General features: G+C 53.5%; 14 protein-coding genes. 6 read left to right on the top strand and 8 right to left on the bottom strand.

Going from position 1 to position 13,721, the window contains the following annotated elements:
* Window positions 1-5 precede the first annotated feature (5 nt).
* Both NSS83_RS14115 and NSS83_RS14120 read right to left on the bottom strand, forming a co-directional pair.
* Window positions 6-977: an EamA family transporter gene (locus NSS83_RS14115; RefSeq protein ID WP_341183970.1), complete on the bottom strand. Its 972-nt coding sequence runs from the start codon at window positions 975-977 to the stop codon at window positions 6-8.
* A complete protein-coding gene (locus NSS83_RS14120) occupies window positions 974-1,579 on the bottom strand; it encodes a transcriptional regulator (RefSeq protein ID WP_341183969.1) in 606 nt (201 codons plus the stop codon). The genes NSS83_RS14115 and NSS83_RS14120 overlap by 4 nt, the downstream gene beginning before the upstream one ends.
* A gap of 223 nt (window positions 1,580-1,802) precedes the next feature.
* Between NSS83_RS14120 and NSS83_RS14125 the strand changes: the two genes are divergently transcribed.
* The 6 genes from NSS83_RS14125 to NSS83_RS14150 are packed head-to-tail and all read left to right on the top strand — an operon-like array spanning window position 1,803 to window position 7,241.
* Window positions 1,803-2,684 (top strand): sugar ABC transporter permease, encoded by an 882-nt coding sequence (locus tag NSS83_RS14125; RefSeq protein ID WP_341348462.1) that lies wholly within the window; start codon window positions 1,803-1,805, stop codon window positions 2,682-2,684.
* Window positions 2,685-2,719: 35 nt separating this feature from the next.
* Window positions 2,720-3,562 carry a carbohydrate ABC transporter permease gene (locus NSS83_RS14130; protein WP_341348463.1) on the top strand — a complete coding sequence of 281 codons (843 nt, stop codon included), beginning with the start codon at window positions 2,720-2,722 and terminating at the stop codon, window positions 3,560-3,562.
* 34 nt (window positions 3,563-3,596) lie between these two features.
* The gene (locus NSS83_RS14135) at window positions 3,597-4,946 is read left to right on the top strand and encodes an ABC transporter substrate-binding protein (protein WP_341348464.1); all 1,350 of its coding nucleotides are present in this window, start codon (window positions 3,597-3,599) and stop codon (window positions 4,944-4,946) included.
* 40 nt (window positions 4,947-4,986) lie between these two features.
* Entirely contained in the window at window positions 4,987-5,937 is a 951-nt protein-coding gene (locus tag NSS83_RS14140; RefSeq protein WP_341348465.1) for an HAD family hydrolase, read from the top strand.
* Between the two features lie 14 nt (window positions 5,938-5,951).
* Window positions 5,952-6,275 (top strand): multidrug efflux SMR transporter, encoded by a 324-nt coding sequence (locus NSS83_RS14145; RefSeq protein ID WP_341028040.1) that lies wholly within the window; start codon window positions 5,952-5,954, stop codon window positions 6,273-6,275.
* 39 nt (window positions 6,276-6,314) lie between these two features.
* A complete protein-coding gene (locus NSS83_RS14150) occupies window positions 6,315-7,241 on the top strand; it encodes a metallophosphoesterase (protein WP_341183965.1) in 927 nt (308 codons plus the stop codon).
* Window positions 7,242-7,356: 115 nt separating this feature from the next.
* On the opposite strand, the gene NSS83_RS14155 is transcribed toward NSS83_RS14150, so the two are convergent.
* The 6 genes from NSS83_RS14155 to NSS83_RS14180 form a co-directional block, all read right to left on the bottom strand.
* The gene (locus tag NSS83_RS14155) at window positions 7,357-8,205 is read right to left on the bottom strand and encodes a MetQ/NlpA family ABC transporter substrate-binding protein (RefSeq protein ID WP_341026972.1); all 849 of its coding nucleotides are present in this window, start codon (window positions 8,203-8,205) and stop codon (window positions 7,357-7,359) included.
* 34 nt (window positions 8,206-8,239) lie between these two features.
* Window positions 8,240-8,902, bottom strand: coding sequence for a methionine ABC transporter permease (locus NSS83_RS14160; RefSeq protein WP_209994116.1), 663 nt, complete (start codon window positions 8,900-8,902; stop codon window positions 8,240-8,242).
* A complete protein-coding gene (locus NSS83_RS14165) occupies window positions 8,895-9,656 on the bottom strand; it encodes an ATP-binding cassette domain-containing protein (RefSeq protein ID WP_341028041.1) in 762 nt (253 codons plus the stop codon). Before NSS83_RS14165 ends, NSS83_RS14160 begins: the two co-directional genes overlap by 8 nt.
* A 306-nt stretch (window positions 9,657-9,962) precedes the next feature.
* Window positions 9,963-10,925: a carbohydrate ABC transporter permease gene (locus NSS83_RS14170; RefSeq protein WP_341026976.1), complete on the bottom strand. Its 963-nt coding sequence runs from the start codon at window positions 10,923-10,925 to the stop codon at window positions 9,963-9,965.
* Window positions 10,925-11,899 (bottom strand): ABC transporter permease subunit, encoded by a 975-nt coding sequence (locus NSS83_RS14175; protein WP_076081983.1) that lies wholly within the window; start codon window positions 11,897-11,899, stop codon window positions 10,925-10,927. The genes NSS83_RS14170 and NSS83_RS14175 overlap by 1 nt, the downstream gene beginning before the upstream one ends.
* A gap of 90 nt (window positions 11,900-11,989) precedes the next feature.
* A complete protein-coding gene (locus NSS83_RS14180) occupies window positions 11,990-13,690 on the bottom strand; it encodes a sugar ABC transporter substrate-binding protein (RefSeq protein ID WP_341026979.1) in 1,701 nt (566 codons plus the stop codon).
* Window positions 13,691-13,721 lie beyond the last annotated feature (31 nt).

Genomic DNA, 13,721 nt, shown 5'->3' on the forward strand with positions numbered 1-13,721 from the left:
TGCTCTCAGTGTATCGACTGCTGCTGCGGTTGTATATCAAGCACTGCTTGAGTTACTGCCGGGTGTGGCTTACTACGGAAAAGAGTAACCAAAACCACCGCCCCGATAATGATCACGGCAGCGATCAGGGTATTCAGGGTAAGCTGTTCGCCAACCAGCAGCCAGCCAAGCAGCACTGCGACTACCGGATTAACGAAGGCATACGTGGAGACAAGAGTAGCATCAGCATTCTTAAGAAGCCATATATAGGCTGTATAACCGACAATGGAGCCGAAGGTGATCAGGTAGGCCAGAGCCAGGTAAGACCGCATAGAAATGCCGGAGATATGAAGTGTGGACCAGTCGCCGGTAAAATAAGAGAAAATCACCAGCAGCGCGCCTCCTGTTAGCATCTGCGCCGCTGTCGCCATCAAGGGTGAGTCCGGCATGGCCGCGTTTCGGGAGTACATCGACCCTGCTGCCCAGCTTATGGATGCCGCCAGCACGGTAATAATACCGAACAGATCGGTAGCGCTCCCCGTCTCCCCCTTTCCCGGCTGGAAGACCAGTACGGCGATGCCGAGCAGTCCTAGTGCAATTCCTGCGATAACTCCGGCATTCGGCCGTTTGCCGCCGCGCCCAAGCCAGCCCATCAGCATCATCCAGACAGGCACGGCCGCCACGATGAGCGAAGCGATAGAGGAAGAGACTCTTTGCTCTGACCAGGCCACAACCCCGTTGCCCCCAAGCAGCAGCAAGGCGCCAACAATCGTTGAGGCGCGCCATTCACGCTTTACCGGACGCTTCGCTCCGCTTAATCTGGCTATGATATAAAGGACCACACCTGCCGCAAAAAAGCGGACTCCCGCCATTAAAAAAGGCGGCATCGTCTCAATGGCAATCTTCATGCCGACATAGGTGCCTCCCCAAAATAAATACACAAATAAGAGCGCAATTCCTACTACATACACTGAATTAGCCTGTGATTTGTTCTTCATAAGGTTTTCTCCCTTTCTTCCTTAAGACCACTGCTGTTCGTCTTACTCTCCTGCAGTCCGCCGCCAAAAACATTCCCCTCCGCAAGCCCCGACACGAACCGCTGCAGCCAGGCATAGTACTCGGCCGCATGTTCCAGCTTCTCCAGATCTCTGAGGCAGGCCTGGCGTTCCTCTTCGGGTGTGTCTGCTGCATGGGCCAGTGCCTGGAGGTCAGGGACCGCAGCTCCCATGGCTTCCTGCATCACATCGATCTCCCGCTGAAGCTTCAGGGTGAAGAAGTTGCGGAAGGCCTCAAAGAAGTCTGTCTCCGCCGCGTACAGCTCCTTCCGCTCACGCTTCTCCGGAAGCTTCGTAACCATCCGGGAGGCGATCAGGGAGCGGACGCCGTAGCTCATATTGCTTTTACTCATATTCATAACCTGCTTCATTTCCTCCAGTGTCATCGGCTTGTCCTCGAAGAACATCACTCCGTACAGCTGCCCGAAGGAATAATTCGCTCCATATAAATCCATGGTTTGGGCTATGGCATCGATCACCGGGCCGAGCAGCTGCTCCCGGGGCGAACGGTGCGGATGTTCCTCGCCGAATGCGGCCTGCTTCATCAGGTGGCACCTCATTTTCACATAGAATCGTTCTCTCTACATTACACAATACCGCAGCTCTGCGGCAATCATCCTACAAATTTTACACAAAAGCCGAACGGGTTTTACCTCTGCTTGACCACAAGCCTGTCTCATGAGTGTACAATTTTTTTTGAACAGAGGAGCTGTCCTCTGCATTATACCGCATCAACCAATGTGGATGAAATGGAGAATATGGACGAAAATGACACGTTCAAAGTTAATCAGCGGCTTAAAGCCCGTGCTGTTCACTCTGCCGGCCATGATCCCGTTCGCCGTGTTCTGGCTCGCGCCGCTGCTGTATGTGCTGTATCTCAGCTTCACGGAATGGGATTTCATGAGCCCGGAGAAAACTTTTGTCGGCTGGCAGAATTATACCGATCTGCTCAGCAATCCGGCTTTTTACAAAGCGCTGAGGGTGACCGTTCTCTTCTGTCTCGGCAGTGTGCTGCCGGTGATCCTGCTCGGACTGGGCCTTGCCCTATTAATGAACAAAAAGCTAAAAGCATCGGCACTTTATCAAGTGCTGCTGTTCTCCCCCTGGGTGACGCCGACCGTTGCAGTGTCTATCGTCTGGTCCTGGATCTATCAGCCTGAAGCCGGTCTCGCGAATGCGGTGCTGAACTTCTTCGGCCTGGACTCCATCGGCTGGCTGCAGGACCCCAAATGGGCCTTAACCGGCGTCCTGCTGGTCACGATCTGGAAGTCGGTAGGCTGGGCAATGATCTTTTATCTGGTGGCCCTGCGCAATGTGCCTTCCGACCTGCTGGAAGCCGGGGAGCTGGACGGGGCAAGCCCGGTGCAGAAGTTCCTGCGGATTATATGGCCGCTGATCTCGCCGACTACTCTTTTCTTATTCGTGGTGCAGCTCGTCTCGGCGCTTCAGGCTTATGACCAGATTAATGTGCTGACCCAGGGCGGCCCGTCCGGCTCTACCCGCACTCTGCTCTATTTGTATTATCAGTCCGCCTTCGAATCGTTCCAGATCGGAGAGGCTTCTTCCGTAGCTGTCGTCCTGGTTCTGATCTGCATGCTGCTGTCTGTTCTCTCCTTCGGGATCAGCAAGCGGACCACTCATTATCAATAGAAGCTTACTATCAGCCCTTAAGGAGGTCTAACCGCTTGACTATATTCTCACGTATCAGCGGGCTGGTCCGTCAGGTTTTTTTCGCTGCCCTTGCTCTTCTGATGGCCTTCCCGTTCTACTGGATGGTTACGAGTGCCCTCAAAACTAATGATGAAATCTGGCGTTCCCCGCCCACGCTCTGGCCCGAGGTTCCGCTGTGGGGCAACTTCGCCGCTGCCTGGAACGAAGCGCCGTTCGCCAGATATATGGGTAACAGTATCTTTGTCGCTGTCTCCATTGTCCTCCTGCAGACGATCAATTCCGGGATGATGGCTTATGCGCTGACGCATATGAAATTCCGCCTGAAGGGCGTTTTTGCCGGAGTGATTCTGTTCGGTTATATGGTTCCTGCAACGGCAGTCTACCTGCCAGGCTATCTGGTCCTCTCTGAGCTGCACTTGCTGAACTCCTATGCGGGCCTGATTCTCTCCAACTGTGTGAGTATCTTTTCGATCTTCCTGATCAGACAGGCCTTCCTTCAAGTCTCGCATGAGCTGGTGGAGGCCGGTGAAGTGGACGGTGCCTCGCATATGCGGATTCTCTGGACGATTCTTGTGCCGGTCACAAGATCCTCATTCGCCGTACTGGCGCTGATTACCTTCATTGACCAGTACAATAATTACTTCTGGCCGATGCTCATTACGAAGGACCCCAGCCTGCAGCTGGTCTCGGCCGGTCTGCGCAGCTTCTTCGTGGAAGGAGGTGCTTACGGACTGAAATGGCCGCTCATCATGGCCGCCAGCGCCTTCACGATTGCCCCGCTGCTGCTAGTCTTCCTGCTAGCGCAGAAAACGATAATGCAAAGTGTCAACATGACCGCAGGCTCAAGCAAAGGCTAAAACCTAAACTTCAATATCCAAGAGGAGAATGATGATGAACGTATTCAAAAGGTTGTCCGCAGTATCCCTGATCGCCGGACTTTCCGTACTCACCGCTTGCGGCGGAAATGCCGCTCCCGGCAATGCATCCACTGCGGACGGCGCAGCCGCGGCAGTCCCTGCTGCCAATGCCGCTCCGGCAGGAGGCGCACCGGTCACGATTGAATTCTGGTATGGGCTCGGTGGCAAGCTGGGTGAAAATATGGAATCGCTCATTCAGAAATTCAACGCCTCCCAGCAGGAGGTTGTTGTCAAGGGGATCGTGCAGGGAGATTATACAGAGACCGAACAGAAGCTTCAGGCAGCGATTGCTGCCGGGCAGGTCCCGGCGGTGGTCCTCTCCTCCAACATCGCTTGGGCGCGCAAGGGTTATTACGCCCCGATGGATGAGCTGATTGCCAAGCAGCCGGACTTCAATAAAGAGGATTTCGTCCAGACCTTCCTGAATCAGGGCCAGGTGGACGGCAAGCAATATTTCCTCCCGATGTATGGATCGACCCAGGTGATGTACTACCGTAAGGATGCTTTTGCGAAAAGCGGCATAGATGCCAGCCAGATTAAGACCTGGGAAGACCTCGCTGCGGCCGCGAAAAAGATGACCGTCTCCGAAGGCGGCAAAACCACCTTCTACGGCTGGGAACCGATGTGGGGCTCCGGCAATATGATTGATGCCGCTCTCAGCAAAGGAGGCAGTATTCTTAGTGAGGACGGCACCAGGGTCACGATTGATTCCCCGGAGTGGATCGACACCTGGGAGTTCTTCCGTAAGTCGATTCATGACGACAAGATCATGCGCATCCACTCCGGCGGGCAAGGCTGGGAGTACTGGTACAAGACGATTGACGATGTGATGAAAGGCCAGGCGGCCGGATACACCGGCTCCAGCGGCGACCAGGGCGACCTTGATTTCAGCGTCGTCTCCGCTATGGAGCAACCGGGCTGGGCCGGAGCCGGCGAAGGCAAACCTGTCGCCGGGGCGAGTATGGCCGGTATTCCTGCCCAAGCCGGAGACGCCGAGAAGCAGGCAGCGATGAAATGGCTGACCTACTTTACAAGCTCCGAGAATACTGCGTTCTGGTCCATCCAGACCGGATATATTAGCGTCCGCCAGTCAGCGCTGCAAGATCCGGCCTTCGTCGCCTTCAGTGAGAGCAACCCGCAGATCAAGATTCCATTGCAGCAGGCGGCTCATGCTTCCGCTCCCTTCCAGGACCCGACAGGCGGCAAGATTAACGATGCGCTGAAGATCGCTGCGGATAAGGTACAGATTGAGAATATTCCGGCAGCCGACGCGCTGAAGGAAGCACAACAGACGGCTCAGGCCGCACTGGATAAGCTGAAATAGAACGGCTGAATACATTTCTATTAATGAAGGGGGACGCTGCATGATCGAGCTTAATACTCCGCAAGGAGACTATCCTGTATCGGCTATCCTGTTCGACAAGGATGGAACATTGCTGCAGTTCGTATCTCTCTGGGGAAGCTGGGGCGAGTGCTTCCTGGACCAGTTCGCCCGGGGGCTTGAACAGCGCGGCTTGAGCTTCCCTGAGCAGCACCGGTCCTCCCTGCTGGGAACGGTACATGATGCCGCAGGGAAGATCACCGATTACGACCGTAACGGCCCGCTCGCCATGGGCACGATGAACGATCTGTATGCCATTCTGTCCTGGCAGGGCTATACTCTTGGCCTATCCTGGGCCGAAGCGGTCGAACTGGTGGACTCCTGCCGGAATGGAGCGGATGTGATGCTGGAGCAGAGCCGTCCGGTCCGCCCGCTCCCCGGGCTGGTGCCCTTTCTGGACGCTTGCGCAGCCCAGGGCATACCTATGGCCGTAGTGACTGCCGATGAAACTGCGGCAGCAGAGAGTCATCTGCGATGGCTGGGCATCCGCCAGTATTTCACCGCCGTGATCGGCACCGATCAGGTGGAGCGGGGCAAACCCTTCCCCGACATGGCACTGCTTGCCTGCGGGCGGCTGGGGGTATCTCCGGCTGAAGCCGCCGTGATCGGCGATACGAACGGAGATATGCGGATGGCTGCGGCTGCGGGCGCTGCCGCAGCTATTGGGATTGCCGGCGGAGTCACCGCCGGGCTCACGGCTTCCGCTGCGGCGGAAGGACCGGCCGCACATGCGGGCGGGATCGGGCAGGCGGCGAGCCGGGTTAGCGCGGCGGCAGATGCTGCTGCAAGCGGGTCGGGTGATGCGCACGGAGCGGCTGATGCGGGCCGAAGCGGGCTGGCGGCAGCCATGCAGGCTGCCGGGACTCTTTTGCCGGATGCAGATTGTGTGATTTCGTCTTATTCGGAGCTTAGCGTACGAAGGATGGCACGATGAAGGCCGAAGGGGCCTTGGCCTGGGTATTTCTTGCCTTGGCTATTGTCTTCGAGCTGTCTGGAACGGTCTCCATGAAGCTGTCTCATGGCCTCACCCGGCCCTGGCCCTCTGTGCTAATGTTCCTGTTCTACGGGATCAGCTTCACCTCGCTGAGTATCGCACTCACCTCCATCAAGGTTGGAGTCGCTTATGCCGTATGGTCCGGTGCGGGTATCCTCTTGATTTCGCTGGCGGGGGTCTTATTTTTCGAAGAGCGGCTATCGGGTTCCTCCCTCCTGTGGGTAACTGTGATTGTAGCCGGAATTGTCGGATTGAACATTAGCGCCAAGGGGCATTAATCTATCGAAGAAAATATTTCAAGGAGGCTTCGCTTGCCTATGAATACATCCGCCACAACCGGCGTTACTGAACCGCTGTTGACGTTCCAGATTATTACCGACACCCATGTCACGGCTGATCCCGAGCATGAGTACAACCAGAACTTCGGACGGGCATTGCAGGATTTGGCCTTACACGCACAAGGCAGCAGCGGCATCATGCATATTGGAGATATTACGAACAATGGCTTCCCGGAGGAGTACGAGGAGGTCCAGCGTATTCTTGAACAGCATCAGGCTTCACTGCCGCAGATTCGTTACACCCTAGGCAACCATGACGTCGGCCTCGGCCACTGGGAATCCCGGCTTGCGATGTATACTTCCCGCATGGGCATGCCAGGTCCTTATCATGATCACTGGATCGGCGGGTATCATTTCATCTTCCTGGGTACTGAGGAAGGGCTGCAGACATTCTGCAATTTATCCGACGGGCAGCTCCAGTGGCTGGACCGGAAGCTTGGGGAACGCGCACCGGACAAACCAGAGGCTAACAGTTATTTGCAGCCGCACACGGAGCAGGCATCTCTGCCGGATCAGCCCGTCTTCCTCTTCCTGCACCAGCCGCTGAAGGATACAGTAGCCGGTTCACTGGAATCTCAGGAATGGTACGGAGTCACTCAGGATCAGGAGCTGCGTACTATTCTGTCGCGGCACCCGCAGACCCTGCTGTTCACCGGGCATACCCACTGGGAGCTGGAGGTCGGCAATACCATGTATCCCGGCAACGGACAGACAGCAACGATGTTCAATGCTGCTTCTGTAGCCTACCTCTGGACGGATGCGGATGAACACAAGAACGGCAGCCAGGGCTATTATATAGAAGTCTATGCTGATAAAGTGCTTGTGCGGGGACGGGATTTCACTACGGGCACCTGGATTGAAGCGGCGCAATATGAGGTAGCCTATCCCGTTAGCGCTCTACGGTAAGTTAGGGAATTATTGAAGTTCCACTCACAATAAAAAGCTGCCCCAAGCAGCCATTTCATGGCTTTTGGGACAGCTTTTTCATCTGCTTCGATGCAGGAGTCAATCCGTGTATCTACTATTTAAAAGCAGGCAGCGCAATGTCCGCGTAATTATCCTCCAGGAACTTCTTCACTTCCGGGCCGCTGATCGCCTTGGCCAGCTTCTGGATGGCCTCGGAATCCTTGTTGTCCTCACGGGCAACGAGGGTAATGGTGAAGGCTGAATCTTCACGCTCGGTGATCAGCGCATCCTTCTTCGGAGTCAGACCCAGCGGGCTCGCGTAGGCCGGCGTCATCGCTACCAGATCCGCATCATCCAGCATCCGGGCCAGCATCAGCAGATCGACCTCCTCGAACTTATAGTTCTTCGGATTGGCGGTAATATCGGCTTGCGTAGCCTGAATTCCTATGCCATCCTTCAGCGTAATCAATCCGGCATCTGCGAACATTTGCAGGGAGCGCCCAATGTTGGACGGATCATTCGCCATCACGAGCGTTGCCCCCTCCGGCAGATCGGCAATGTTCTTGAAGCGTTTGGAGTACCCGCCGTAGATGGCATCATACACAGGCTGAACGGGCACCAGCTTTGCGCCTTTACTGGCATTGAACTGCTCCATGTAAGGGACATGCTGGAAGAAGTTCGCGTCCACCTCTTTGTTCGCCAGCGCTTCATTCGGCTGCACGTTATCGGACAGTACGACAACCTCCATATCCACGCCTTCTTCCTTCAGAATCGGCTTCACGATATCGAGAATATCTGTCATTGGCGGAATCAGCGAGGCTACCTTGATCTTCACAGGCCCGGTGCTGGTTGCCGCCGGTGTCTCTTCCGCTTCTTTGTTGTTGCCGCAGCCTGCAAGTGCAAGCGTCATTACAAGCAGTACCAGTGCAAACGTGGTGGTCATTCTTTTTCCTGTTCTTTTCATGATCTCTCTTATGCCCCCATTATTGTATAGTATTCTAGCGTTTGTCGAGCAGTCTGGCTATCGTGCTTCCCGTGAATTGAATGAGCTGCACCAGTACAATCATCACAAGAATGGCGTAGATCATCACTTCAGTCTCGAAGCGCTGATACCCGTAACGGATGGCGAAATCGCCCACGCCGCCGCCGCCGACAACCCCCATTACGGTTGAAAAAGAAATGAAGCTGATCGTAGATGCAGTAAGTCCCAGCACCAGCCCTGAACGGGCCTCTACATAGAGAAACTTGAAGATCATTCCCGGCTTCGAGGCCCCCATCGACAATGCCGCCTCAATCGTTCCGCGCGGAACCTCCAGCAGGGACTGCTCCACCAGCCGTGAGTAATACGCAATGGCAACGATGGACAGCGGCACCGTGGCCGCCAGTGTACCGATCGCCGTACCCACAACCAGACGGGTGAACGGAATCAGCGCCACCACCAGCAGCAGGAACGGAAAGGAACGGACGACATTGACGATGCTATTGAGCACTAGAGACAGTCCTCTATTCTCATATAACTGGCCTTTGCGGCAAAAATACAGCAGCGTCCCCAGCGGAAGGCCCAGCAGCAGCGCAGCGCCTATGGAAATACCGACCATGACAAAGGTCTCTCCAATAGACTGCCACATCTGATCCTGGTATTTCAGCATGCTCTCAAACATCGGCGGCCCCCGTTCTGCCGGTGATCCGCTCCCGGAAGGAGCCTGAATGAGTTCCCGGCGGAAGGAAGCCGCCCTCCCCACGGGAGAAGGAATCTACGATCCGTCCGCCCTCCATGACAGATACCTCGGAACAGATGCTCCGCACGACATCCAGTTCATGGGTAACGATCACAATCGTTACGCCCATGGAAGCATTGATATGGCGCAGCACCTCCAGAATATCTGCCGTGGTGCCTGGATCAAGCGCAGAGGTCGGCTCATCGCACAGCAGCAGCTTCGGACTGTTAGCCAGTGCGCGGGCAATCGCTACCCGCTGACGCTGTCCGCCGCTGAGCTGGGCCGGATATTGCCCGGCTTTGTCCGCCAGGCCGACGAATTGCAGACATTCCTCCACCCGCTTCATCCGCCCTGCACGCGGCACTCCGGCAAGCTCAAGAGAGATCGCCACATTCCGGCTGACAGTGGCATTGCCGATCAGATTGAAATGCTGAAAGATCATCCCGATTCTCTGCCGCTGCCGGCGCAGCTCCTTGTCCGGCAGCTCCGTAAGCCGTTGCCCGTCAACCGTAACCATTCCTGCATCGGGCCGCTCCAGCAGATTGATCAGCCGCAGGAGCGTGGATTTGCCCGCGCCGCTTGCGCCAATAATACCGTGAATGGCACCCGCCTGCACTTCAAGCGATACCTGATCGACAGCCTTATAAGGGCCATCCTTCAGAGTGAAGCTCTTGCTAACCTGACTCAGCGAAAGAATATGAAGCCCTCCTTTACAGACTGCCTTAACGTACTCTCTGAACCTCAGGGCATATTGTACTATAATTATTTAAAATCTGTTTCATTAAAAATCTCTTTAAATAATAAGGTATTTCTTCCGCTGTGTCATCATTTATTTCAAAATGATTGCTAAGTTCTTGGAAGAGCAGAGCATTATAAGGATGCTCGTGGCTCTATGGGATTATTCAATGGAAGCAGGATAGTTAGCACAAAAAGGGGTGCGGCCCCTGATAGGACTGCACCCCTTTTGCTATTTTGCATGGACAAGTCTATTTGCTCTGAACGCTTATTCCTTCACACTACCGACATTGAGACCCACTACGAAATACTTCTGCATGAACGGATACACCAGCAGTATAGGTACGGAGGCGACTACTGTGATAGCTGCCCGGATCGAGATCGGCGTGACCATTGCCCGGGCTGAATTCTGATCCATCCCCACCCCGTTGGTTACGGTAGGGTTCCCGTTGGAGTTCATCGTTGAAGACAGCAGCTTCATCAGCTCATACTGCAGTGTACTGAGATGTTGCTTGGAGGAGGTGTAGATGAAAGCGTCGAACCAGGCATTCCAGGCTCCGACCGCCACGAACAGCGCAATCGTCGCGAGCACCGGTTTACAGAGCGGGAAGACGACCCGCATGAAGATTTTGAAATCCCCGGCGCCGTCAATTCTGGCCGATTCCATCAGACTCTCCGGTATCGTACCGATGTAGGTGCGGATGACGATCATGTTAAATGCACTGATCATCGATGGAATAACGTAGACCCAGAAGCTGTTCAACATGCCCAGGTCCTTAATCAGGAAGTAGTTCGGGATCAGACCTGCGCTGAAATACATCGTCAGCACGAAGATTACCGTAATAAACTTACGGAATACATACTCCCTGCGGCTTAAGGTATAAGCCAGCATGGTGGTCAGAAAAATATTAAGCAATGTAGAAACCACTGTACGGGCCACTGAGATCAGGAAAGCATCAAAAATCGTTCCGGTGGCAAAAATCGCCTTGTAATTCTGAAAGGTCCACTGTCTTGGCCATAAGTAAATGCCGCCGCGGATCGTATCATTTCCTTCATTAAATGAAACAGCAATCGTATTGATGAATGGATATAAAGTCACAACCACCAGACAGACCATGAAGACCGTATTGAAGGAAGTGAACAAAAACGGTTCAAGTCTGCCGGTGCCCAGGTTTCTTTTCGCCGTAAAGCCTGCTTGTTGCCCAGGGGTAATCTGCCGGTTATCCGCCATTATAACAACCTCTCTTCCCCAAGCCGCTTGGAAATCCCGTTAGCCATAAGCAGCAATGTCACGCTGACCACCGTTTTGAAAATCCCGCCAGCGGTTGCGAGTGAATAATTCCCTTGTGCAAGTCCGTATTTAAGCACGAAAATATCTATCGTTTCGGCCCAGTCTACTACCAGTCCGTTGCCGAGCAGGTACTGAACTTCAAAGCCTGCTTCCAGCACATGTCCTATGGACATAATCATCAGAATAACAATGGTTGCCTTGATCCCGGGCAGGGTTACATGCATCATTTTCTTGTAACGGTTCGCACCGTCAATCTCCGCCGCCTCATACAGGGCAGGGTCAATGGAAGCGATGGCGGCCAGATAGATAATGGTATTCCAGCCCACTTCCTTCCACACATGCGAAGCCCCTACGATTCCCCAGAAATACTTGCCTTCACTAAGCCACAGAATCGGCTCTTTAATCAGATGCAGCTTCATCAGAACGATATTTACAATCCCGTCATTGATGGACAGCGAGGTGGCCACAATACCGGTAACGATTATCCATGATAGGAAATGGGGCAGATAGGAGATCGTCTGCACGGTTCTTTTCCAGAATACTTTCTTAATCTCGTTAAGCAGCAGCGCCAGCACGATGGCTGTCACGAAGCCGAGGATCAGATTGATAACCCCCATAGCCAGAGTATTGCGCAGGACACGAATGAAGTTATCATCGGTGAACAAAAACTTGAACTGCTTCAGTCCCACCCATTCCTGCTCGCCGAAGGACTTGGCCGGTCTGTAGTTCTGGAACGCCATGGTCCAGCCCCATACAGGAACGTAGGCAAAAAGGATAATGTAGAGCATTAAAGGCACAGACATCCAGATCAGCTGATTCTGATTCTTAATTACGCGCCAGGTAATCGGCTGCTTTTTCCTCTTGTTCTTCTTCGGACGCCGGACGCCAGTATCTATTTCTAAGGTCTCATCCATATTCGTTGTCTCCTACTCCATCAAATTAATGGAAGGCGGAAGGCCGTCAAGCGGCCTTCCACCTTCTAAAACCCGGTACCAGACCTTACGTTATTTACTCCAGTTCTCGATTCTCCACTTAATCTGCTCATTGATCTTGTCTTCGTAAGCCTTCACATTGGCTTTCTCGATCTGTTCCGTATAATCGGTCCATACGGAATCGAATTCAGCCGGCTTGGCAAGAATGGCTTTCGGCAGGAACTTGGTCTGCAGCTCATTTAGCTTGGTGCTGGCAATTTTGGCATCCGAGCCTTCGATCAGGTCGATGGACCAGGCAGGATAATAGACAGGGTTCGGCGGCGGATCGCTGAAGAAGTCTACGTAGGAGTTGAAGCCATAGGCATCCAGAACTTCCTTATCGTACGGCTTCAGGCCTGCTTTATATTCTTCCGGCTGCGCAGCAGCATCCGTGGAGTTACCGTCGCTGTAGCTTCCTTCGGTTTTAGGCAGATATTCAAACAATGATTTGGCCTTGTTGGCCAGCTGCCATGTGGCATCGGCGGCATTGTCACGCTGTTCCTGGGTTCTCATGAATCTGCCGTTCTCAACGATATAATCCTCGCCTTCCACACCCCAGGAGAACAGCTTCTGCCACTTCTCATCCATCAGGGTGTCTAGCAGCTTGATAATCTTCACCGGATCTTTGGCATTAATGCTGATACCGAAGCCGTTGTTGAGGTTAAGCACCGCAAGATCGCGGTAGTGGTCTTTGGTCGACTCATCGTATACCAGCGGAAGACCTACATAAGTACGTTCAATTTTATTCTGGGTCGTCAGTGAATCCTCAGCAGCGTTGAAGTTCCAGTGCTGGTCGAACATCCCCAGAACGGTGCCGCTGGACAGCTTTGCCATGTACTGGTCATAGTTCTGTACGAACGTTTCTTTGTCGATAATGCCCTTCTCGTTCATCTCATTCAGCTTCTGATAGTATTTCTTGGCATAATCCTTGTTGGCAAATACCTCGGCTACGCCGTCCTTCACGACCACGCCGCCATCGTTCGGATGTCCGATCAGATGCTGCGGAGCGTTGAACAGCCCCCAGTTCTTCCAGTCATAGTTCAGAATTTCGAAGCCGATGGTCGGGCTTCCGTCGATTTTCGGATATTTTGCTTTATATTGCTCAATCAGGTCAAAGTACTGATCCAGTGTCTTAACCTTCGGATAGTTGAATTCCTTAAGCACTGCTTTTTGAATCCAGAAGGCCGGTCCTGAATACCATGAGCTGTTGACCTTACCGTTATATACACCGTAGTTAGGCAAAATATAAATATGTCCGTCATTCGGGTCCTTCATCATGTTCCAATAGTCTGCATAATGCGCTTTCAAATTCGGCGCATGCTCTTCAATCAGGTCTTCAAGCGGGATATAAGCCCCTGCTGCTGTCAGCTTGGTGCTTCCGGTCATAAGGTCCGGATAATCCTGACCTGCAATCATAACCCCTAGCTTCTGGTTAATATCACCTGCTAAGAATTCCATATCGAAGCTGGCACCGGTCTCCTCTTTGATCTTCTTGTAGATCTTGTTATCCGGTGTCGGCTGTTGCCCGGCTACACCGATAAATGCGCTAACCTTGAACGGTTCAATCTTTCCTCCCGTGTTAGATGAAGCAGAATCCGTTGCAGCTGTCTCCTTAGCTTTGTCAGTTGCAGCAGCATTCTTATCGTTTCCTCCACCGCAGCCTGACAACGCGAAGCTAAGGGTTAATAAAGCAACCAGGGAATACTTAAACGTCACTTTCGACTTGCCCCCCATAAAGCACCTCCATAGTGTATTGTCTTTATTT

Source organism: Paenibacillus sp. FSL H3-0469 (assembly GCF_038051945.1).
In the GTDB taxonomy this organism is placed as follows: domain Bacteria; phylum Bacillota; class Bacilli; order Paenibacillales; family Paenibacillaceae; genus Paenibacillus_AQ.